Genomic DNA, 21307 nt, shown 5'->3' with positions numbered 1-21307 from the left:
CCATGAGCTCAGATATGCAGGTCTTCAAACTGCCCGACCTCGGGGAGGGCCTCACCGAGGCCGAACTGGTGAACTGGCTCGTTGCCGTGGGTGACGAGATTGTGGTTGACCAGCCAATTGCCGAGGTTGAGACCGCCAAGTCCATGGTTGAGGTGCCCTCGCCTTACGCCGGCACCGTTGCCGAGCTGCACGGTGAAGCCGGTCAAACGCTCGACGTCGGCAAGCCGCTGATCTCGATCGCTCGCGTGGGTTCTTCTGCTGGTTCGCCCGCTGCCGCTCCGGTTGCTGCTCCGGCTGGGTCTGTGGATCCTTCGCCGGTGTCGTCGGGTCTTGACGTTTCGTCTGCGGTGGAAGCCGCTGCGGAGACGTACCGGACCGAGGAGAAGGCCGGCTCGGGCAACGTGCTCATTGGGTACGGGACGCCCGGGGGAGTGACCGGTGGACGGACCCGACCGCGGAAGGCGAGTGTTTCTGTCGTTGATTCTTCGGTTTCTGCTCCTGCTGCTCCTGCCACTATTACTTCTGTTGCTGAGCCGGTGATGGAGCCGGCTGTGGCGGGGACGCGTATCCCTGGCAAGCTCAGTGCTGTCATCTCACCGCTGGTGCGGAAGATGGCACGTGACCACGGGGTTTCCCTCGAAGCGATTGAGGGTTCGGGCTCCAGCGGGCTGATCATGCGGCGCGATGTGGAGGCTGCGATTACTGCCCCTGTTGCTGCTCCTGACTCGGCTCCGGCTGCTCCTCGTGTGCCTGCTGCCGCTCCCGTTGCTGCTGATGCGGGTGCCGTTGATAGCCGGACTGGTTTGGCTGTCTCGGCGCGGACGCCTGTTCGTGGGGTCCGGAAGGCTGTTGCCGCGAACATGACCCGCAGTCGCTCAGAGATCCCCGAAGCCACCGTATGGGTGGATGTGGACGCGACCGCGCTGCTGGAGATGCGGGCCGAGCTCAAGAAGCGCGCACCGCACGACACCCCCGGTCTGCTGGCCTTTATCGCTCGTTTTGTCACGGCTGGGTTAAAAAAGTACCCGGCCTTGAACACGCGCTTTGAGACCGCTTCGGACGGCTCGCAGGAGATCGTCGGTTTCGACGGTATCAACCTCGGCTTCGCAGCCCAGACCGACCGCGGACTCGTGGTCCCGTCCGTTCGGAACGCCCATGGCTTGAGCGCCCGCGAACTGGACGCAGAGATCCGCCGGCTCACCGCCGTCGCCCGTGAAGGAAAGGCGACCCCTACTGAACTGGGCTCAGGCACCTTCACGCTGAACAACTATGGCGTGTTCGGTGTGGACGGCTCGGCCGCGATCATCAACTACCCCGAGGTTGCGATGCTGGGCGTAGGTCGCATCATTGACAAGCCTTGGGTGGTCAACGGCGAACTGGCCGTCCGCAAGGTCACCGAACTGACTCTCGCCTTCGACCACCGCGTATGCGACGGCGAAACCGCGGCCGGCTTCCTCCGGTACGTGGCTGACGCAATCGAGAACCCCGGTGGGGCACTCGCGGACATGTAACCCAGGCGCCCTCTCTCACATCCCCCGGGTTTAGGCGTGACGCTCTATCACCTCCCCGGGGTTCGGGTGTGATGCTATTTCAGATCCCCCGGGTCCGGGTGTGACGGTCTCTCACATCCCCCGGGTCCGGGTGTGACGGTCTCTCACATCCCCCGGGTCCGGGTGTGACGGTCTCTCACATCCCCCGGGTCCGGGTGTGACGGTCTCTCACATCCCCCGGGTCCGGGTGTGACGGTCTCTCACATCCCCCGGGTCCGGGCGAAACGCTCTTTCACATCCCCCGAGCATTTTCCCCTCTCTGCCAACGGCGGGCACCCCATTCCGGGTTGCCCGCTGGGGCGGGTGGGCCTGAGGCGTTCAAACGTCCGGCGGTGAGGTAACTCCCGGTGAGACATCGACGGGGATCCGATCGGAGGGCATTTTCAGCCATGATGGACTCACGACGAGAGGAGTTTGGAATGGGTGCTTGGTCCACGGGAAGTTTCGGCAATGACGATGCCCTCGATTGGTTTGGTGATCTCACGGAAGCGCCGGACGTATTTCCCTTCATTCAGGAAACACTTGAGGGTGGTACCACGGAGAGCATCATTGCCGCCGGCGCCGTCTTGGCCCTCCTGAGCGGCAATGACGACATAGAGGTCCATCCTGACGTGGCCGAGTGGGCTGCCGGCAGGCCGACTCCGCCCTCGGCGCTGAATGTGCGCGCTGCGAATGCCATTCAGGACATCATCGAGGACCCCGAGGCTGATGGGCACGACGTGTGGGCGGAACTCGGTGAGGACGACGAAGACTATGTGGCATGGCTTGCAAACCTGAAAAGGATCCAAACCGTGCTGCAGTGATGGTTGTCCGGTTCACGGCCCGGCAACGGTCTCCGCAGAGAGTTCATTTGCCGCGCCGGGTTCGCTTTCCCAGGGTCTTGACGGGGCACTTGCATTTTGCAAGTATGACCGCATGAGCCTCTTTATAACTTGCCCCGTTGACAGCGTCGACCGCGCAACCGCCTTTTACACAGCCCTTGGCTGGACCCTGAACACCAAGATGTCCGATCACAACGTGTCATGCTTTGAGATCGCGTCCGAGCAGTACCTCATGCTCGGCAGCCGGGAGATGTACGCAAGCGTCGGCGGCGCCGAGGAACTGGTCGGCGGACCCGACACCCCCTCCAAGGTCACTATCTCCTTCGACCTCGACAGCCGGGAAGCGGTGGACGAACTCATCGAACGCGCCAGCGCAGCCGGCGGCCGGATCGGTGACACCGACGACTATCCCTTCATGTACCAACGCCAGTTCGATGACCCCGACGGCTACCACTACTCGCCGTTTTGGATGAAGCCGGACTCCGATCAGACCGCGTGAGCAAACTCGCCGCCGCCCTCGACATTGTCGGTGCGCGGTGGGCTCTGCTCATCGTTGAGCGGCTGCTTGACGGACCACAGCGTTACGGCGATCTGCAGCGCGACCTCGGAGTGCCTACCAACATGCTCGCGACCCGACTCCGCGAGCTAGAGGCCGCCGGAGTGCTGTCCCGACTGCCCCTCCGGCACAACACCCGGGCGTACGCGCTGACCGATAGGGGTTACGCCCTGCGCGAGGCGATCATCGCGCTGGAACGCTGGGTTGGCGAGGAAACGCCCGGAAGCGCACCGGAAACCTAGGAGTGCACCGGAATCCTAAGAGACCTTAACAGGAAGGATGCTTAGTCCCTCCGAACAGGCTGCTGCAACTCGGTCACCCAGTCGGACTGATCCTCTGAAATCGCTCGAACGTATACTTCGCGGCAGGGACCTGAGTGGACAAGACCTCGAGCGAAGACCTCAGCGTGGAGCGCCTGCCAGCTTTCTGCAATGTGCTCCATGGAGCCAAGGTGGACGCCACAGACGGCGTTTTCAACAGCAGGCAGGTCGATAATTTCGATGCCGTCGCGCGAGGGTCCCTTGTAGGCGTAGCCGGCGATGATTTGCAGGCCCTCCTCGACCGTCTCATACGACGCCACTGGCGTCTCCAGGGTTCCACGCTCATCGCCGATGATCCGGGAAACGGCGTCAAAGGCCGGACCCACTACATTTGCCACCTCTGGTTGGTCCGCCACGACAGCGCGGCGGGCCGCGAGGCGGACAGCGGGCAAGGGCTTTTCAATGATTTCGATCTGGGACATGTGATTCTCTTTCTCGATGAAATGGAGCCGCCTTTGCACGTCCACGAGTCGGCCGGCAGCGATCCTGTACTCCTGCTCAACCTCTGCGCGGCGAATCCGCAACAACGCTGCGATGCGATCGGCCTCGACGCCCTGGTCAAGAATCGACGAGATGTCGTTGAGGCCGAAGCCAAGCTGGCGCAGGGCAACAATTCGATGCAGACGCTCAAGTTGAGAGGGATCATATGATCGGTAGCCGCTGAACTCGTCAACGTGGGCTGGGACCAGCAGACCGGCGGTGTCCCAGTGCCGCAGCATCCTATGGGTCACCTGCCCGATCTGCGCGAAAGCTCCGATGGATAACATGTTCCCAGTTCTCCCGCCTTCCACAGTGTCAGAGTCAAGTGTCACCCGAATCGCAAAGGTCTTGCGGGTTCGCATCCCCAGGAATTACGGGATCCTGCAACTGCCCTACCCCGCCCGCGGAGTCCCCTGAACCAGCTCCTGGCCCACCCTCGGCACAGCCGAAGGGCTCGGTACGGAACCCGGCCACTCGCCGTATCGGGCCTCCAGGTCCGCACCCATCAAGCTGACGGCTGAGCCGGCGTACTCGATGGAGCCGACCCCAAGGCGTTCAAGGGCGGCCGAAGTTGTTGCGGCCGTGTGGCCGGCCCCGTGCACGCCCAACGTGACGTATTTCTCCGGGGCATCCTCGTCCTGGGACCACACTTGGGCCAAGACCTGGTCCAGGAGGGCTGCCTCATCACCGGTGAAAGCCTCGGAGAGCTCCACATTCACCGAAAGGTACGGGGTAAATCCGTCGTAGGCCCTGCCGATACGCGCCGTCACGCCAGGTGTTTTGGCGATGGCAGCTTCGGCCTCTGCGGTGCTGCGACGAGGCTTGGAATTGTCACCGGGAACTGTGCAGCCGGCCAACAGTGCAGAGAACAGCAACAGGACGACGATGCCCATGCGTGGGCGTCCTACCCTCACTTGCCTGCAGGATCGAGGTCGGTGCGTTCAGCAATAACAATGTCCTTCGCGTCAGTGACGTCAGAGGGCTCCGGCGCCGGTACAAACAAGGCCATGGGAAGGCTGACCTCCGAGCATTCCGAGCCGGAGATCCCCGCAATGGACTCAACGCGCAGGGTGCCATCGGTCAGGCGCTCCATACGGTACTCCACGCCGTAGCCTTTCAACTCGGCGGGCACGTCGCCCTTCTCCGATGACCATTCAGCTGCCCGGCAACCCCTTACCGCCGCCCGGTCACGATTGCCCCTGAAGTCCTGTGTCACCGATAGGGGCAAGAACGGTGTTGGTCCGGGAAGAATGTCCGGGCGTCGTCTTTGCTTGACGTCCTCGAATGCCGGCCGGGCGGCGCGGCTTCGTACATCCTTACTGGCCGTCTTGACCAGTTCGGGGATTGAGAAATCGTTGATGTTTCGGGCCACGGCCTCAGCCTCGAGAAACTTCCTCGTGGCCTGTACCCAAGGGTCGGCTTCAAGGGGTCCGCTGGGCGCAGCGCCCTGCCACTGGACTTCGGGGTAGGGCGGCGCCGGCCGCTTCACAACCCTGCACCCGGCAAGCCCGCCGGCCGTAACTGCGGCGAGCACCACCACAGCGGTGCCTGAAAGCAACCGGTGGTGCCGACGTCGTGAATCTGTACTGCGCATTAAATCCCCCAATATGTCCCGGGTTTTTCCCCGGGCATATCCACCCTAGACGTGAGGAGGGGAGGCTGCGATGGGCACAGCAATCCATGCGTCGGATTCAGCGATGTGAAATGAGCGACGCCGGGAGGCTGGGAACCGTTGCGGGCCAGGTGCCGTACCGGTCATCCAAGTCCTGGTTGGCAAGCTCCAAGGAGGACCCGCCGCCGTACTCTGCCGAGCCGATGTTCAGCGTCGCCAACAACGCCTTGGTTGTCCCGGTGTCCTGCCCGGGTCCTTCGAAGGTGAAGCGCACCAAGCGTCCGCGGTCCAGCTCGTCCTGGGAAGCAAGCTGCGCCAGCGAGTAGTCAATAAGAGCCGCGGGGTCTCCCGTGAAGGCGGGTGTCACGGAGAGCGTTGCAATGACATAGGCGGTGGTGCCGTCCCAAGCGCGGGCAGCATCAAATTGGGCGCCCGGGATCTGGGCTACTGCTGCCTCCGCGCTGGACATTGAGCGCGGAGCGACCGTGCCCGCGGAGGTCGGTGCGGCGGTGGGTTGGGTGTCTGTGGCTTGGTTCCCGGTGGTGCAGCCACTGAGCAGCGCCACGATTGCCATGGCAGCGACGCCGAGCCGGATGGTTCTACTGACGCTCATGTTTTTCATCCTGGGTCTCGTCACGCAGGGACTGGATCATGCTTTGCAGTGCCTGGAAAGCGGTGGCTTGTTCGTCGTGGGTCATACCACCGAGCATCCTGTTCTCGACGGCCCGGACCGCGGCGCTCGCTTTTTCCAGTTTCCGACGGCCCAGCGGTGTCAGTTGCGTGGGAAGCACTTTGCCTACGCGTGCCTCTTCAGGGCGGGTTACGTCGCCGTCGCGTTCCAACGCCTGTAGCAGCACGTTCATGGACTGGCGGGTGACGAACGCGCCCCTGGCCAGCTCAGAGTTCGACAGGCCCGGGCGTTGTGCAAGAAGTTCCAGGCAGGAGTAGTGGGTGATCGTCATCCCGAGTGGCCTCAGGGCCGCTTCCATGGAGGCACGCAAGGCACTCGATGCTTCTTTCAGCAGATACCCCAGCGAAGTGGTGAGGTCGATCCCGCGTTGACTCATGTCAGTATTCTGACATAGCTTTGGTGTGTCAGATAACTGACACGGAAACCATAGGAGCATCACATGCCCGTTACAGGCCCCGACTTCATCTCCCTCCAGACGCGCGACCTCGACGCGTCCCAAGCGTTTTACGAGCAGTACCTCGGCCTTGTCCGCTCGCAGGCAGGCCCGCCCCACGCCGTCGTGTTTGACACAAAGCCCATCGCTTTCGCCCTCCGCACCATCGCCCCCGGGACGGACCTGACGTCGGTTGACCAGCCGGGTGTTGGTGCCTCAATCTGGCTGCACGCCACTGATGTCCAAGCCATCCATGATGCTTTGCGCGTCGATGGGCACACCATAGTCACGGCGCCAATCGATGGCCCTTTTGGCCGCACCTTCACCTTCGCCGATCCTGACGGCTACCACGTGACGCTTCACGACCGGTCCTAGCGTCTCTCGTGGGGCCGGCGGACCTTGGGTCGGCGGAACAGGGCCGGCGATCAGGCGGTGAATGCTCCCGGAGTCGTCCCGAGAACACGCCGGAAGTGCCTGGTGAGGTGGGATTGATCGTGGAAGCCCGCCTCAACCGCTGCTTCTGCTGCCGGGCGGCCATCCAGCAGCAGGCGTCTGGCCCGGTCCACGCGGCGACCCGTGACGTAGCGGTAGGGGGCGATGCCGTACGCCTTGGAGAACGCGCGCACCAGGTGGCTGGGATGGGCGCCCAGTAATTGAGCGGCCTCTGCAATGGTGAATGAGTCGAGCAGCCGGTCATCCAGCATCTCCCGCAACTTGCGGGCCAGGGGAGCGTCGCGCGCGGGCGACGACGGCGTTCCCAAGTGCGAACGCACGGTGTCCCGAAGGGCGAGGACGCCGCATTCGGCTTCCATTGCATCTGTCGGCAAGGACAGTGCGGCGTGGATGCCGGTCACGGCTGCCACTGTCTGCGGGTCAACCATCAGCGGTTGTGCCACCGCGGCCTCTGCTGCTTTGGCGGGGAGCCAGTCCTCACTCATGTACAGTACCCGCTTGCGGAATGATTCACCCCCGACGGCGGAGCGTCCGTCGTGTGGGACATGCGGCGGCAGCAGGGTAATTGAGGCGGGAACTGCGTGATGCTCGGTGCGGCCAAGATCGTAAGCCACCGCGCCTTTATCGATCAGGAGCACCGTCCAGTCCTCATGGGTATGCGACGGGTAGCTGTGGTCCTCGAACGTGGCATGCAGCACCTCACGCACGTACGGCACTGCCGGATGCCATGCATGTACTGAGTTGCCCATGCAAGAAATGTACAAGACCACCCTTTCCGTCGGCCGCCATGCTGGGTTCATGCACGAAAACTCAACCGCAGTCATCGATTCGCCTTCTTCCGCGACCGTTCGTTTCGACACAAAGGTAGTGGTGGTCCTCAGCGAGGACCTTCTGCCATGGCAAGAGCTCAACGTGACGGCATTCCTTATGAGTGCCATTGCCACCAGTGCCCCTGGCCTGACAGGGGAGCCCTACCAGGACCGGGACGGCAACAGCTACCTACCCATGCTTCGTCAGCCGGTCCTGGTTCTCGCAGCTGGATCAGAACTTCTGGCCGCAGCCCGGGAGCGGGCGATTTCCCGTGAGATTCCTGTCGCCCTGTACACGCGTGACCTATTTTCCACGGGTCACGATGAGGCCAACCGCGCAGCCGTGGCTGCCGTCGCTGCCCGGGATCTGGATCTGGTGGGGATCGCCATTCGTGGGCCCAAGAATGTTGTTGACCGGATCGTTAAAGGTGCCCGAATGCATGCGTAAAAAACCCGGCGCCCGTAATGAGACCCCCCAAGAAAGAGCTGACTAACATGACCAATCTGGTTCGCAACATCAATACCGCCCTTGATTCGATCTCGGAGCACTGGCAGCCGCACAGGCTGACCAGCATCAACGACTACGACGTAAAAGTGGTGAAGATCCAGGGAGAATTTGTCTGGCACACCCATCCGGATACAGATGAACTGTTCATGGTCATCAGCGGCAATCTCACCATTCAGCTCCGTGACGGCGACGTGGAGCTCGGGCCGAATGATGTCTATGTGGTTCCCAAAGGAATTGAGCACTGCCCCAAGGCTGAAAACGAAGTCCAGGCATTGCTGTTCGAGCCCAAGGGCACTGTCAACACCGGTGATGTTGGTGGTGAAATGACGGCAAAGCTGCGCGAACTGGGGTGAAAGCCCAAGGTTCCCCACCGGCGTCGAGTAGCCTTGCACGCAACCATCCAGCAACACGCAACCGGCCACTAAAGAGTTGGCTGGCCAGCAAAGAAGGAAGTGGTGCAAATGCAGCAATACGTCGTTCTCCAAGTGATTCTGAAAGAGAAAATGTGGGGCGCCGGTTCCGGCAATCTTCCCTCTTTGGAAAAGGCCATCAACGATCAGGCCGCCAAGGGCTACCGGCTGCACACCATCACCACTGCCAGCAGCGGGAGTAAGGGCGTGATCGGCGGGGGCGACCGCATTCAGGCGACCATGGTGTTCGAACGCATTGGGTAGGGCCTTCCGACCGTTCCGATTTACCTCGCTTTGCCCCTTCCGCCCGGGGGTGTAATGCATTACACTCCTATTAGTGAGTGGGCCGGAAATTGTCGGTTAACTGGTTTGCAGGTTCGATCCCTGCCCTTGCCGCCTTGACTTGTCGGGGCGGTAAGAGATCCGGCGGTTACCAACACGTCTACTCGCGCGAAACTGAAAGTGGCGGCGGGCCGGAGAGACTCGGTTACCTCTGTTATAGGACCCAAAGGTCGCGGGTTCGAATCCCGCCCGGAGTTCGCTCCGGTAGCTCAGATGGTTAGAGCGCTGGGCATCCCGGGACTCACAAACATGCCCGCCGCCACTTTCACTAATGGGAGGATTACTGTGGCCGATGCACTAAGCGCAATTAACCTACGGGCTACGCCCCAGTCGCAGCCCTCTGATTCACGCCAGGTTCCCAACAGCGCCGGCGGTCATGCCTTCATAGTTGCGCCCTTGGAGCGCCTGCGTCGCTTTCTGGTACTTGGCACCGACGGCGGCACATACTACGGTTCCGAGCACGCCCTGACGGTGGAAAACGCCGACGTCGTTCTCGGATGGGCTCGCGAAAGGACCGCCGAACTTGTGGACGAGGTTGTCTCGATCTCCACGGCCGGGCGCGCACCGCGGAACAATCCGGCACTCTTCTGCCTGGCAGCTGCCACGGCTCTGGGCGATCCGGATGGCCGGCAGCTCGCGTTGTCGGCTCTGTCCAAGGTGGCTCGTACCGGAACCCATTTGTTCCTCTTCGCCGGATATGTGGAGCAGTTCAGGGGCTGGGGACGGGGCCTGCGCCGCGCAGTTGCTGACTGGTACGTCGCCAAGCCAGTGGACGAGGTTGCCTACCAGGCTGTGAAGTACAGGCAGCGCGGCGGGTGGACGCATAGGGACCTTCTACGCCTGGCGCACCCCTCTACAACAGAAGCGGACCGGAAGCAGCTCTTCGACTGGATCTGCGGCCGCGGCACTGATGGCCCGCAGATCATTGAGGGGTTCGAGAAGGCTCAGGCTGCCTCGACGCCCACCGAATGGGTCGCCCTTCTGGAGGACTACCAGCAGTTGTCATGGGAAATGCTGCCAAACGCTGCCCTGAGGGAACCGGCTGTGTGGACCAAGCTTCTGAATAACGGCATCCCGCAGACGGCACTGATGCGGCAGCTACCTCGGCTGACGCGCCTCGGCCTCCTGGCGCCGATGTCCGAAACGCTCGACGCCGTCACCGGCCAGCTTACGGACAGCACCAGGCTGCGTAACGCCCGGGTCCATCCAGTCAATGTGCTGGTGGCTGCCCGTACCTACGCTTCTGGCTCGTCTGCACGCGGAAAGTCCTCGTGGGAACCGGTGGGACAGGTAGTTGATGCCCTTGACGCTGCCTTCTATGCTTCCTTTGCCACCGTAACGCCTGCCAACAAGCGGACGTTGCTCGCCTTGGACGTATCAGGCTCAATGACCATGCCCGTCTCGGGTTTGCCAATTACAGCCCGGGAAGTCTCGGCGGCGATGGCTTTGGTGACAGCAGCAACGGAGCCGAAGACCACCACTCTCGGCTTTACGTCCAACTCGAGCAATGCGAAAAAGGGTCTGTTCCAGCGCAATGTGCCACTGGATGGGATCTCGCCGCTGCCAATTTCGTCCCGGCAGAGGCTGGATGACGTTCTCAACACGATCTCAGGGCTGCCGTTCGGCGGTACCGACTGTGCCCTCCCGATGTTGTGGGCCATGGCCAACAAGGTCAAGGTGGACACGTTCGTCATCTATACGGACAACGAGACGTGGGCAGGACGCATTCATCCACATGAGGCTCTGCGCAGGTACCGGGAATGGTCCGGGATTGATGCCCGACTGGCCGTGGTCGGATTGACGTCCACTGACTTCAGCATCGCCGATCCTTCCGATCCGGGCATGCTGGACATTGCCGGCTTCGATGCGTCGTTGCCCACATTGTTGAGCGACTTTTCGGCCCGTGTCATCTGACTCAAGCATTCAACAGGCCCGCGAGCATCACCGCCGCGCTGCCGATGCCCTTGCGCTCGCGGAAAGGCATCGGCAGCAGCGGGATGCATTTATTCGCCGCGCCCGCCAGGAAGACCCGGCCCGCTGGTCCTACGCAGCCTTGGCTGCGGCCGTCGGCTGCAGCAAAGAACTGATCGCCGCCATCGTCAAAGGCCGTGTCTGAAGCCTCGGCTTTATGGGCCTCGCTTCGCCGGCACAGTCACAAACTGCGATTCTTACCACTTAAAGCCGGGAGTCAGCATACAATTCCTTGGGGGTCAACTGGTGGTCTCCAGTTGCCCGCAATCAGCCGCTCAGGGTTTGTTGCGATGTCCCAAGGATGCCCCGATGGTAAATGACACCCGAATCCGGTCCCTGAGAGCTGCAGGTCTGGCGCTCACTACTCTTCTGATCGGTGGTGGCTTGGCGGTCCAGCCGGCCGCAGCAGACACCGTGGACATTGTTCCGGCAGGGCCCCAGGTCCTGAAGCCCGCCCCCGAATCTCCCACGGATCAGTTCATTGTGGGAATGAAGGATGCAACAGCCCAGTCCGCCGACAAGGCAGTGCGCGATGTTGCCGGCAAAGCCGCCACCGCCCTTGGCGCTGTGGCGGAGACCTCCCGCCTGAACGCCACTGGCGGACATGTCATCAAACTGGACAAGTCGCTTTCGGCCGCCGAATCTGCCCAATTCGTCAAAACTTTGCGCACGGATCCATCGATTTCCTACGCGGAGCCCGATGACATCATGCATCCCACTGCTGATGCGAGTGACCCCGGGTTCCCCGAGCAGTGGAACCTGAAGGGTCCGAACAGCATCAATGCCGCGGGGGCTTGGGATTACGTCAAGGGCGAGAACGTTGTTGTTGCCGTGGTGGACAGTGGGATCACCCGGCACGAGGATCTGGATGCGAACGTCCTGCCCGGCTATGACATGATCTCCTACGCCGAAGACGCACGGGACGGCGATGGCCGTGACCCGGACCCCACCGATCAGGGTGACTGGGAGCCTGCCGGCGTGTGCGAGGTTGGAAGTCCGGCTCAGAACTCGTCCTGGCATGGCACCCATGTGGCCGGGATCATCGCCGCTGTTGCCAACAACGGTCAAGGCGTCACCGGTGTTGCACCGAATGCGAAGATCCTTCCCGTCAGGGCGCTGAGCTACTGCGGCGGCTACACCTCCGACATCGCGGACGCCATCATTTGGGCCGCGGGCGGAGTTGTTACCGGAGCGCCGGCCAACCCCAACCCGGCCCGTGTCATTAACCTGAGCCTCGGCGGTATCAAGCCCTGCTCTGCTACGTACCAAAACGCCATCAATTTTGCGCGCAACGCTGGCGCTGCTGTTGTGGTTTCGGCAGGAAACTCCAACCGTCCCGCTGCCGATGCAAGCCCGGCCAACTGCGAAAACGTCATCACCGTGGCCGCCAGCAACGCCTCCGGTGCCCGCGCCCAGTACTCAAACTACGGTAGTGCAGTGGACGTCACGGCCCCTGGCGGCGACATGAGCCAGGCTGCCGAAAACGGAATCCTGTCTACCTTCAACTTCGGAAAAACCACCAGCGCCGGATCTGCCTACGCCTGGATGCAGGGAACCTCCATGGCGGCTCCCCAGGTTGCCGGGCTGGCGGCGTTGCTGATCTCGGCCGAGGGCAGCAGCCTCACACCCGCGCAGATAGAGCAGCAACTCAAAGCCACCTCACGGCCACTTCCGGCGGGATGCCCTGCCGGCTGCGGTGCCGGCCTTGTTGATGCGAATAAAGCACTCGCCACGTACGGCGGCGGCGCCCCGGTCAACAGGAGGAAAATCACCGATTTCGACGGCGACTCCCGCAGCGACGTCCTGGCCCGCGACTCCAGCGGCCGGTTGTGGCTGTACTCGGGCAACGGGTACCTCGGCTGGCTCGGCGCCCGTCAGATCGGTTCGGGCTGGAATTCAATGACCGCTATCGAGTCTCCCGGTGACTTTGACGGCGACGGCAATGCCGATGTCCTGGCCCGCGATTCCAGCGGTCGGTTGTGGCTTTACCCGGGCAACGGATCCGGCGGTTGGCTTCCTGCCCGACAAATCGGATCCGGCTGGAACGTCATGACGGCCATTGAAGCTCCCGGAGATTTCAATGGGGACTACAAGGCCGATGTTATTGCCCGCGACTCCGCCGGCGTCCTGTGGCTCTACCCGGGCAATGGCTCGGGTGGTTGGCTTCCTGCCCGCCAGATCGGCCAGGGCTGGAACGTTATGACGGCCATTGAAGGTGTGGGTGACTTCAACGGAGACGGCAAGGCAGACGTTGTGGCGCGCAACGGCTCCGGAGCGCTTCTGCTGTACCCGGGCAATGGCTCCGGTGGTTGGCTTGCAGGAGGCCAGATCGGCCAGGGATGGAACATCATGACCGCCATCGAATCTCCCGGCGACTTCAACGGGGACGGCACCGTGGACCTTCTGGGCCGCGCCAGCAACGGGGACCTGGTTCTCTACGGTGGCAACGGATCCGGCGGCTGGATCTATGCCACTCAGGTGGGATCCGGATGGAACATCATGACGGCAATCCTCTGAAATACCTCCGTCGGCGCCATTGGCGCCGACGGAGGTATTTCGCTAATAGCCCAGGCCCTTCGTCAGCGCCGAGAATCGGTCGACGGCTTCGGAACGCCTGTCGATTAGCATTTCCGGGAACAGTCCGCGGTGAAGGTCGTTGACAAACCGGTCAACGTCGAGACCATGGACCTTGTCCATGAGCCTGGCGTGTTCTTGGAATTCAAGAACAGATGCCAGATGCCTCCCGAACAGTTCAGTCAGAGTCTTCGACATGTCATGACCGTAAGCAGCGAGTAGATCGCGGTTACGTCTGTTTGTTGGAGTATGGACTCTAAAACCAAGCCCAACGGATCAAAGTGAGCCGCCGCGTAGCCACTGAAGTTCAGGTTCCTCTTGGAGGTAAGCACGGGCTGCCTCCTGTTCACGTTGATCGAGTGATGAGCTTAGATCGGCGTACACAAGGAGGGGCGGCGCCGTGTTTTGTTCGCCGGCTCTATGTGGCCCTTCGAGGAATTCGGCTGGTGGGCTTCTCCAGAATTTTTTGCGTACCTCGACGTTTGGCGATTCGCTCTTCCTAAGTCTGGAAGCTCGAACCAAATCGTCACTGAGCTCAGCAACGTAGGCGGCTCCTATGCGCGGCCTGATGAGCCATGGAACTGCGAATCCCCCTCCGAGAGTCGTGTTGGCCTCCAAAACCTCAAGAAGCGGTGTTTCCATTGTGGCTATGTGCAGCGACGGACCGAGTCTATTGCGATAGGCAGCCAGCCAAGCGTGGGCGATGATTGACCGTCCCGAACCCATCCAGCGGCGGCCATGCACCATCTCGATTTCTTCAAGGTGGCGGAGGGTGCGCGGGACGAGTCCGAGGGAGACCCCGGCGACATCAGCAATGAGCCTGGACGGTGCAGCAAGAAGCTTGGGCCAATTAAGTATGCAAAAGACCAGCTGGGCAGTTTTCGTTGAGGTGAGGTCAATGCTGCGGCCCTTATTGTGCTCTCGAAGCCAGGCTTTGGATACCCCATCCGAGTTGCCCCCCGGGAGGCCTTCAACTTCAAGTACTACGCCGGGAGAACGAAGACTCAGCCGTCCAGTGAGATCGGCGTGGTTGATGGAGAGTCTGCGAAGTTCCGAACTCGTGGTCGGCCCGATTTTGGGGGCCAGTACGAAGTCGGCGTCCGCATCGCGAGCAACCTTCGTGATGAGGCTGATCGGCAGGGGGTATTGAGCGATTTCGATACAGGTTTGGGTGAAAGCGAGTCCATCGAGCGAAAAGAACAGCAGATAGGTTGGAAGATCTGCGCTGGTCTTCGGCGGACCCAGATCAACCCGCCACCCTCTTTGGCGGAGCACCTCTTGGAAGGAGTGGAACATCGAGCCTGTATCCATGTTCAATATTCTAACTCGTTCAATGGCATTGAACAGTGAGAAATTTTGAACAGGTACCTGCCTGCGATTCCGTCCTATGTTCCGCTCCCTCCCAGCTTTCCGTGGGTAGAGTAGAGGCCTGAACATCGCCGGATTGCACTGTAAACGGAGAATCAATTGTCAGCTTGGCTAGAACTCGGTCCCAACAACTACGTCCTGGAAACCGAGGGGTCTTTACTGAACACCGGCCTCGTGGTGGGCTCTGAACTTGCCATGGTCATTGACACCGGCTGCGGCCCTCGCCAAGGCAGGGAGATTCTCGCAGCAGTCCGCGAAAAGACGCAGTTGCCGCTGGTGGTTGTGAACACCCACGCCCATTACGACCACTTCTTCGGCAACGCCGTTTTCGCGGACGACGGCGTCACCGAGTTTTGGGCACACGCCAACTGTGCGGCGACTATCGAGAAAGACGCCGACAACCAGCGGCGTTTCGTAGCCACCAACGAACCCGAGATGGCAGCGGGGGAGGGTGACGCCGTCGACGTCGTTGTTCCCAACGCCCTGGTGCACGACCAGCCTGTACTGGTGGACCTTGGCGGGATCACCGCCACGCTCTTCTACCTGGGCAGGGCCCACACCGACGGCGACCTCCTGGTCGGTACCAGCACCACTCTTTACGTGGGCGACTTGGTGGAGCAGGGGGCGCATCCGTCGTTCGAGGACTCATACCCTGAAGAGTGGGCAGACGCCTTGCGCCACATCTCGGCCCTCCGCCACCGCTACGAGTTCCTGGTCCCGGGTCACGGCAAGCCCGCCAGCGACGAGTTCGTCAAGACCATGGCAGACACCATGAGCACGGCTGTCCGCCAAGCCACTCAGTCCATTCGGGACATGCCATCGGACGCAACCAAAGCCATCCCAGTCCTGCCCTATGGTCCTGAACAGTCGCGATGGTTCATCAAGAGGCTTCAGGAAACCAACGCCCAGGGACGGGCATCGCTGGCTGCCCCCGACTTTGGACCAGGCAAAACAGGTTCATATCCTTCGTAGCAAGGTTCCTTACAAATTTGTCACTTGTTTACTCCCGGCCATGGACTATTCGGTGACTCCCGTCCTAGGATGAAGGCGACCATTCGGTTCGCGACTACCTGGGGGTGTCGAGATGAAGGGCACACGCGTATTCCCGCGTGCTACCACCATTCTCCGCTCAGTCATGATCGCTGGAGCCGGAACGGCACTCTGGATGACACTCTCCGCAACAGGTGCCAGCGCTGACTCTGGGGCCGCGGATAACCACTCACTTCTTGGCGGGATAACGTCCTCCACGTCGTCCGCTCTATCCTCAACGACCGATACTATGAGCAGCACCATCACCAAAACGACCAAGACGGTGGGTGCTGCCACAGTAGTGGCTACGGACGCCGTCGGGTCTGTTCAACAAGCAACTGTTGCCCAAGCGACGGCGTCCGCCATCAGTGTTCCGATCCCGGACGTACCGCTGCCTTCGCCACTTAAGGCAGTGGTGGCTTCACAGCCGGTTCCCGTTCCTGTTCCAGCCGTAACGCCAACCGTGGAGCGCGTGGGAGGGGCTGTAGACGAAATCGTCGGAGCCGTGCCGGCAGTCAACCGGGTGGTTCCAGGGCAGACCGTCGGAAGCGTTGTGGATACCGCCCTGGTGCCAGTGACCGGAACCGTGGACCAGGCAGTCTCTGCAGTTGTTCCGCCGGTCAACGAAGCACTGGAAACTGTTGCCCTGGAACCCGTCACCGACATCACCAAACCCATCGTTCAGCCCATCATCGACGTAGTGGACGATGTGGTTGACCAAGGGCTTCCCCCGGCCGGCTCCGTCATTTCGCCGACTGTGCCGGCCCTTCCACCTTTGCCCGGGGACACCGTCACTGTGCCGCCGGCAGCACCCTCGGGAGACGCGGCGCCAGGCGAAGGCGTCCTTCCGGATTCTGCCGTAGTCGGTTCCCCGCACGTACCGGCAGCGCTCGAAAGCGTTGTCGACGAGCGTGCAGCTGCGGGAACTGAACCCGCTGCTCGAATCAGCGCTTTGGGTTCAGCCAGCACGCTGGCACCGACGCAGTCCATTTCCCGCACGTTGGGTTCTGCGGGCCAGGAACATGCCGTCGAAGTCCGTTCGACCCAGGAGCCTGCAGCCCCCGTAGGCTTGCCGGCCGGCCCCGGAGCAGTGCCCGCCGCCCTCGCAGGAGCGGGGTCCGGCAACTCCCAAAATGGTCCGCCCAGCCCCGCGGCTGCCTTCCTTCATGGCGCATTGATCATCCCAGCAGATTCCCTCGCCGGCCTTCTTGGGGTCAGCGATGAACAGCATCCAAAGCCGGTTTCATTTGATCCCGGCTCCTCTCCTGACTAGTTCCCCAGCCCGCTGCGCAACAGCACGCAGCCGACGGCAATTCGGGCGATCCGTCAACGGACGCCTTCGGGAACAAGACCTTCAGGAGAAGATCACAATGAATACGACCCTACGCAAGTGCCTCCTCGGCACGTGCTTTGCCGGGGGCATGATTGTCCTCAGCGCAACCGCGGCCAATGCTGCGGACACCACCTCCGGGAAAGATGGACTCCTTTCCGGTACACAAGTCATAGCGCCGGTTACAGCGCCGATCACCACTGGCGCCACCTCTCTGGGACTGTTGGGGGATTCAGCAGCTACGGCGTCCACGCCGGGAACTGCAGGAGGTTCGGGCAAGGCGCCTTCCGCTACTACCAATGGCTCCAACAGCATCGGCTCCGGGACGCAAGTCATTGCCCCGGTCACGGTGCCCATAAGCCTGGGCTCGTCGTCAGTGGGTCTGCTGGGGGGCTCCACTGCGACGAGCTCAGCCACACCTGCCGCGCCGGCAGCGGCAACAGGTTCGACGCCGGCCGCCGGGACAAGTGGTTCCGGCGGCATCGCTTCGGGAACCCAAGTGGTGGCGCCGGTAACGGTGCCTGTCACGGTTGGGTCTACGTCTGCCGGTGTTCTGGGGGATTCATCAGCCGGCACTGTCCCAGCGGCATCAAATCCAGCACCAGCTCCTGCACCGGCTCAAGCGCCGGCGCAGGCAACCACGTCGGGGGGAGAGTCAATTGCATCCGGCGCTCAGGTAGTGGCTCCGATATCGGTCCCTGTTAACATCGGAGCCACTGCCGTGGGAATAGCTGGCGATTCTGCAGCTGCCTCCGGTTCTTCTGCCGCTGCCGCTCCCGCTGTTCCCGCTGGATCTTCTTCGGGTGCATCGACAAGTGGTTCGGATGGGGTTGCTTCGGGGACGCAGGTGGTTGCCCCGATTACTGCTCCGGTGAACTTGGGGTCCACGGCTGCCGGTGTGCTGGGTGATTCGTCGGCCACGAGCACCGGCACCAGTGGTGGTAGTGCTCCTGCCGGTACGACCGGTGGCAGCACAACCTCCGGCAACGGCGGAATTCTCTCCGGTACGCAGGTGGTTGCCCCGGTTACTGCTCCGGTGAACCTGGGTTCCACGTCTGCCAGTGTGCTTGGTGATTCGTCGGCCACGAACGCTGGCACCAGTGGTGGTAGTGCTCCTGCCGGTACGACCGGTGGCAGCACAACCACCGGCAACGGCGGAATTCTCTCCGGTACCCAGGTTATCGTTCCGATTAGCGCACCGATCACCGTAGGGTCCACCGCGGTGGGTGTCGGTGGTGGCTCGACCGGCACAGTGAATCCTCCGGTTGTGACCCCTCCGGTTGTTGCGCCTCCGGTTGTGACCCCTCCCGTTGTTGCTCCTCCTGCAGTGAACCCGCCGGTTGTGACCCCGTCGGTTGTTAGCCCTCCTGCAGTGAACCCGCCTGCCAGTGGCCTCGTCCCCGGTGGTAACCCCGGGATCGTTACGGCGGGTGTCGGCACCCAAGCAGCCACAATTGTCGCCGCTGGTTCCACCCAGGGTGCGATGCCCGCGGCAGTCTCCACCGCCGTCGGAAGTTCCACAGCACTGGCGGCTACCGGAGTAAACGGAACGTTTGTTCTGTGGGCAGGAGCCATGCTCCTGATGGGGCTCGTGTTGGCAGCAGGTGGACGCCGGAAGGCAGCCAGCCTGCGGTAACCCGGGGCAGGTGATTCCACTTCGTAAGCAGTTGTTGCGGCTCCGACTCCCGGAGCCGCAACAACTGCGGGCCGCACTGCCGGCCGGGTACGCATTGAGGAACGTAATGCTGGGCCCGACTGCAGTTACGGCAGTCCTAGGATGAAAGGGATGACCAAGACCCAGACGACCCCAACGTTCAGCCTACGCAGTGTTGCCTTGCCGGCCTTTGGGCCCGCGCTGCTTTTCTGCATTGGTGAAGGGGCGGTCTTGCCCGTTATTGCCCTTTCGGCCCGTGACCTTGGGGCTTCCGTCGCAGTCTCGGCCTTGATCGTGACCCTGATCGGGCTGGGTTCCTGGATTTTCAACATTCCGGCCTCGATCATCACGGAGAAGTTCGGCGAACGATGGTCGATCGTTGGCGCCGGAGCTTTGGGTGCCATCGCGCTGGGTGCCGCAGCGTTCGCACCGCAGATTGACGACGGCCTGTGGCTGTTGGCAGTCTCCATGACCCTCGTGGGAATGTCGGCCAGCGTCTTCAATCTGGCGCGGCAGAAGTTCCTCACAGAGGCGGTTCCGGTTCTCTACCGAGCCCGTGCGCTCTCCACCCTTGGAGGCGTGACCAGGATCGGCATCTTCATTGGACCCTTTGTTGGTGCCGGCGTTATGCAGTTCGCAGGGATCAGCGGCGCCTACTGGGTGGGCTTTGCGGGCATGATGGCGGCCGCGGCTTTGTCGCTCACCATCCCGGACCTGGTGTCTCCCGGAGCGTCCGACGGCGGCCCCCGGCCTCCAGCGTCCACGTTGCGGAGCGTCGCGGTTTCCCATGCGGGCGTGTTCCTTTCCGTGGGATTCGGGATCCTGTTGCTGAGCGCCCTGCGGGCCTCGCGGCAGGTGGTCATCCCGTTGTGGGCGGATCATTTGGGGCTCGATGCGACCCACGCTTCACTGCTGTTCGGACTATCCGGTGCGATCGACATGCTGGTGTTCTATCCAGCCGGGAAGCTCATGGACAGGAAGGGCAGGCAGTGGGTGGCCATCCCATCCACGCTGATTATGGGCTCGGCCCTGATCCTGATTCCCTTCACCGCAGGGTTTGTGCCATTGCTGCTGGTTGCGCTGTTGATCGGGTTCGGCAACGGCATCAGTTCCGGACTCATTATGACCCTGGGCGCCGACTTCTCCCCGGACAACGGGCGGAGCCACTTCCTGGGAATATGGCGCTTCATCGCCGACTCGGGTGCGACTGGGGGACCGGTGCTGCTCTCCGGGCTGACGGCCGCCATTTCGCTGTCAGCAGGGATCTGGGCAACAGGCGTCCTGGGCTTCGCAGCGGCAGTGGTGTTCGCCGTCGCAATTCCAAGGTTGAAGCACCGGCGGAACTACTGACAGGCTTGGAGGGGGGACGGAATTCCGGGGTCCTTGGCCGTCGCGGCTAGACTACCGTGGTGCCAGAAAACCCAGTTGTCCAAACTCCGACACCCGCCAGCTTCCCGGACCTCCAGACTTTCCTTTCCGCTGACGAGGTTCCAGCAGGGCAGATTGAGATCCAGCACCAGGGCTTGCCGCTTGAGATCCTGAACATCCCTGCCGACTCCGATACCACCTTGGTGTGTTTTCACGGAGCGGCAGAAAAAGACGTCCGACTCCCGTGGTTCCTGGGACAAGGAGTTACGGCCGGCCTACCCGTCAACCGCATCTTCATCTCAGACCCCAGCTTGCGTAAATCCGCTGACTTCAATCTGGGTTGGTACGCGGGCTCAAAGGAGCAGCCGGACCTACAGGAGACGTTGGCCGATGTTGTGCGGCGCGTTGTAAGAGACACTGGCGGGTACAACCTGGTGTTCTTCGGCAGTTCCGCAGGTGGTTATGCCAGCCTGGCCTTGTCGAGGTTCTTTCCCACATCGCTGGCGCTCGCCGTCAATCCGCAGACATCCATTTCCCGCTTTTACCCGGGCGCGGTGGAGCGCTACATGAAGTATGCCTGGGAGATGGACGGCCAGGATATGTCCGAGTTGCCGGCCAGCGTGGCTCATAACCTGATTCCGGCGTACTCTGCCGGCTTCAGCCACACCGTGGGCCTAATCCAGAACGCCAAGGATTGGTTCCATATCCAGAAACACCAACTGCCGTTTGTTGATGTGGTTGGTGACTCCGAAAATCTTTTCATGCTGATGGACCGGTGGGGGCCTGAGACTGGAGATGGACACATCCCCCCGCCCAAAGAACTCATCAGGGCCGTCTTCGAAGAGTTGTCGACCTGCCACGGAGACTGGCGGGCTGGCCTTGCTGCTGCAGGCTTCCAGACCCAAACGACTCGTCAGGACGTCAAGCGTCGAGTGTTGGATACCGCTCCACCCAAGGCCGCTACTGAAGCTTAGGTCTTTCCCGAAAAGCACGAACAGCAATCGGCCGCAGCGCAACCCCGTAGGGCT

The 21307-nt window shown here is 62.0% G+C and carries 24 protein-coding genes; 16 read left to right on the top strand and 8 right to left on the bottom strand.

The window, feature by feature from the left end:
* The first annotated feature begins 2 nt into the window (after nucleotides 1–2).
* The 4 genes from LDN85_RS16510 (at nucleotide 3) to LDN85_RS16495 (ending at nucleotide 3169) form a co-directional block, all read left to right on the top strand.
* On the top strand, nucleotides 3–1511 hold the full coding sequence (locus tag LDN85_RS16510) for a dihydrolipoamide acetyltransferase family protein (protein WP_223943554.1): 1509 nt from the start codon (nucleotides 3–5) through the stop codon (nucleotides 1509–1511).
* Nucleotides 1512–1969: 458 nt separating this feature from the next.
* On the top strand, nucleotides 1970–2353 hold the full coding sequence (locus LDN85_RS16505; protein ID WP_026541206.1) for a DUF4259 domain-containing protein: 384 nt from the start codon (nucleotides 1970–1972) through the stop codon (nucleotides 2351–2353).
* A 112-nt stretch (nucleotides 2354–2465) separates the two neighbouring features.
* Nucleotides 2466–2870, top strand: a complete 405-nt coding sequence (locus LDN85_RS16500) for a VOC family protein (RefSeq protein ID WP_223943553.1) — start codon at nucleotides 2466–2468, stop codon at nucleotides 2868–2870.
* Nucleotides 2867–3169, top strand: a complete 303-nt coding sequence (locus LDN85_RS16495) for a helix-turn-helix domain-containing protein (protein ID WP_223945478.1) — start codon at nucleotides 2867–2869, stop codon at nucleotides 3167–3169. Before LDN85_RS16500 ends, LDN85_RS16495 begins: the two co-directional genes overlap by 4 nt.
* Nucleotides 3170–3210: 41 nt before the next feature.
* On the opposite strand, the gene LDN85_RS16490 is transcribed toward LDN85_RS16495, so the two are convergent.
* The 5 genes from LDN85_RS16490 to LDN85_RS16470 form a co-directional block, all read right to left on the bottom strand.
* Entirely contained in the window at nucleotides 3211–4014 is an 804-nt protein-coding gene (locus LDN85_RS16490) for a MerR family transcriptional regulator (RefSeq protein ID WP_026546424.1), read from the bottom strand.
* 105 nt (nucleotides 4015–4119) lie between these two features.
* Nucleotides 4120–4620, bottom strand: coding sequence for a hypothetical protein (locus tag LDN85_RS16485; RefSeq protein WP_223943552.1), 501 nt, complete (start codon nucleotides 4618–4620; stop codon nucleotides 4120–4122).
* 17 nt (nucleotides 4621–4637) lie between these two features.
* Complete coding sequence (locus tag LDN85_RS16480; RefSeq protein WP_223943551.1) at nucleotides 4638–5321, bottom strand: hypothetical protein; 684 nt, start codon at nucleotides 5319–5321, stop codon at nucleotides 4638–4640.
* Between the two features lie 97 nt (nucleotides 5322–5418).
* Nucleotides 5419–5952 carry a hypothetical protein gene (locus LDN85_RS16475; RefSeq protein WP_223943550.1) on the bottom strand — a complete coding sequence of 178 codons (534 nt, stop codon included), beginning with the start codon at nucleotides 5950–5952 and terminating at the stop codon, nucleotides 5419–5421.
* Nucleotides 5939–6406, bottom strand: coding sequence for a MarR family transcriptional regulator (locus LDN85_RS16470; RefSeq protein ID WP_223943549.1), 468 nt, complete (start codon nucleotides 6404–6406; stop codon nucleotides 5939–5941). The genes LDN85_RS16475 and LDN85_RS16470 overlap by 14 nt, the downstream gene beginning before the upstream one ends.
* A gap of 63 nt (nucleotides 6407–6469) precedes the next feature.
* Between LDN85_RS16470 and LDN85_RS16465 the strand changes: the two genes are divergently transcribed.
* Nucleotides 6470–6838 (top strand): VOC family protein, encoded by a 369-nt coding sequence (locus LDN85_RS16465; RefSeq protein WP_223943548.1) that lies wholly within the window; start codon nucleotides 6470–6472, stop codon nucleotides 6836–6838.
* Between the two features lie 50 nt (nucleotides 6839–6888).
* Here the strand turns inward: LDN85_RS16465 and LDN85_RS16460 are convergent, their stop codons facing one another.
* Nucleotides 6889–7665 (bottom strand): AraC family transcriptional regulator, encoded by a 777-nt coding sequence (locus LDN85_RS16460; RefSeq protein ID WP_223943547.1) that lies wholly within the window; start codon nucleotides 7663–7665, stop codon nucleotides 6889–6891.
* 49 nt (nucleotides 7666–7714) lie between these two features.
* Here LDN85_RS16460 and LDN85_RS16455 point away from each other — a divergent pair, with 49 nt between their 5' ends.
* The 6 genes from LDN85_RS16455 (at nucleotide 7715) to LDN85_RS16430 (ending at nucleotide 13473) form a co-directional block, all read left to right on the top strand.
* Nucleotides 7715–8173 carry a DUF2000 family protein gene (locus LDN85_RS16455; protein WP_223943546.1) on the top strand — a complete coding sequence of 153 codons (459 nt, stop codon included), beginning with the start codon at nucleotides 7715–7717 and terminating at the stop codon, nucleotides 8171–8173.
* Between the two features lie 47 nt (nucleotides 8174–8220).
* Nucleotides 8221–8586: a cupin domain-containing protein gene (locus tag LDN85_RS16450; RefSeq protein ID WP_223943545.1), complete on the top strand. Its 366-nt coding sequence runs from the start codon at nucleotides 8221–8223 to the stop codon at nucleotides 8584–8586.
* A gap of 108 nt (nucleotides 8587–8694) precedes the next feature.
* A complete protein-coding gene (locus tag LDN85_RS16445) occupies nucleotides 8695–8907 on the top strand; it encodes a DUF4177 domain-containing protein (RefSeq protein ID WP_011775776.1) in 213 nt (70 codons plus the stop codon).
* 363 nt (nucleotides 8908–9270) lie between these two features.
* Nucleotides 9271–10899, top strand: a complete 1629-nt coding sequence (locus LDN85_RS16440) for a TROVE domain-containing protein (RefSeq protein WP_223943544.1) — start codon at nucleotides 9271–9273, stop codon at nucleotides 10897–10899.
* Nucleotides 10889–11101 carry a hypothetical protein gene (locus tag LDN85_RS16435; RefSeq protein ID WP_026541193.1) on the top strand — a complete coding sequence of 71 codons (213 nt, stop codon included), beginning with the start codon at nucleotides 10889–10891 and terminating at the stop codon, nucleotides 11099–11101. Before LDN85_RS16440 ends, LDN85_RS16435 begins: the two co-directional genes overlap by 11 nt.
* A 164-nt stretch (nucleotides 11102–11265) precedes the next feature.
* Nucleotides 11266–13473, top strand: coding sequence for a S8 family serine peptidase (locus LDN85_RS16430; protein WP_223943543.1), 2208 nt, complete (start codon nucleotides 11266–11268; stop codon nucleotides 13471–13473).
* Nucleotides 13474–13515: 42 nt separating this feature from the next.
* On the opposite strand, the gene LDN85_RS16425 is transcribed toward LDN85_RS16430, so the two are convergent.
* Both LDN85_RS16425 and LDN85_RS16420 read right to left on the bottom strand, forming a co-directional pair.
* Nucleotides 13516–13728 carry a hypothetical protein gene (locus LDN85_RS16425; RefSeq protein ID WP_223943542.1) on the bottom strand — a complete coding sequence of 71 codons (213 nt, stop codon included), beginning with the start codon at nucleotides 13726–13728 and terminating at the stop codon, nucleotides 13516–13518.
* A 78-nt stretch (nucleotides 13729–13806) separates the two neighbouring features.
* Nucleotides 13807–14841, bottom strand: coding sequence for a type IV toxin-antitoxin system AbiEi family antitoxin (locus tag LDN85_RS16420; protein ID WP_223943541.1), 1035 nt, complete (start codon nucleotides 14839–14841; stop codon nucleotides 13807–13809).
* Nucleotides 14842–14997: 156 nt separating this feature from the next.
* Here LDN85_RS16420 and LDN85_RS16415 point away from each other — a divergent pair, with 156 nt between their 5' ends.
* The 5 genes from LDN85_RS16415 to LDN85_RS16395 all read left to right on the top strand — a co-directional run bounded on the left by LDN85_RS16415 (nucleotide 14998) and on the right by LDN85_RS16395 (nucleotide 21253).
* Nucleotides 14998–15870 (top strand): MBL fold metallo-hydrolase, encoded by an 873-nt coding sequence (locus LDN85_RS16415; protein WP_051421556.1) that lies wholly within the window; start codon nucleotides 14998–15000, stop codon nucleotides 15868–15870.
* Nucleotides 15871–16177: 307 nt separating this feature from the next.
* Nucleotides 16178–17200: a hypothetical protein gene (locus LDN85_RS16410; RefSeq protein WP_223943540.1), complete on the top strand. Its 1023-nt coding sequence runs from the start codon at nucleotides 16178–16180 to the stop codon at nucleotides 17198–17200.
* A gap of 97 nt (nucleotides 17201–17297) precedes the next feature.
* Entirely contained in the window at nucleotides 17298–18893 is a 1596-nt protein-coding gene (locus LDN85_RS16405; RefSeq protein WP_223943539.1) for a cell wall anchor protein, read from the top strand.
* Between the two features lie 150 nt (nucleotides 18894–19043).
* Nucleotides 19044–20261 carry an MFS transporter gene (locus LDN85_RS16400; protein WP_223943538.1) on the top strand — a complete coding sequence of 406 codons (1218 nt, stop codon included), beginning with the start codon at nucleotides 19044–19046 and terminating at the stop codon, nucleotides 20259–20261.
* Between the two features lie 59 nt (nucleotides 20262–20320).
* Entirely contained in the window at nucleotides 20321–21253 is a 933-nt protein-coding gene (locus LDN85_RS16395; RefSeq protein ID WP_139183422.1) for a hypothetical protein, read from the top strand.
* Nucleotides 21254–21307: the final 54 nt, after the last annotated feature.

Origin of the sequence: Arthrobacter sp. StoSoilB20, assembly GCF_019977295.1 — a bacterium.
In the GTDB taxonomy this organism is placed as follows: domain Bacteria; phylum Actinomycetota; class Actinomycetes; order Actinomycetales; family Micrococcaceae; genus Arthrobacter; species Arthrobacter nicotinovorans_A.
Note: the sequence above shows the minus strand (reverse complement) of the source record. Positions and strands in the feature narration are given on the sequence as shown.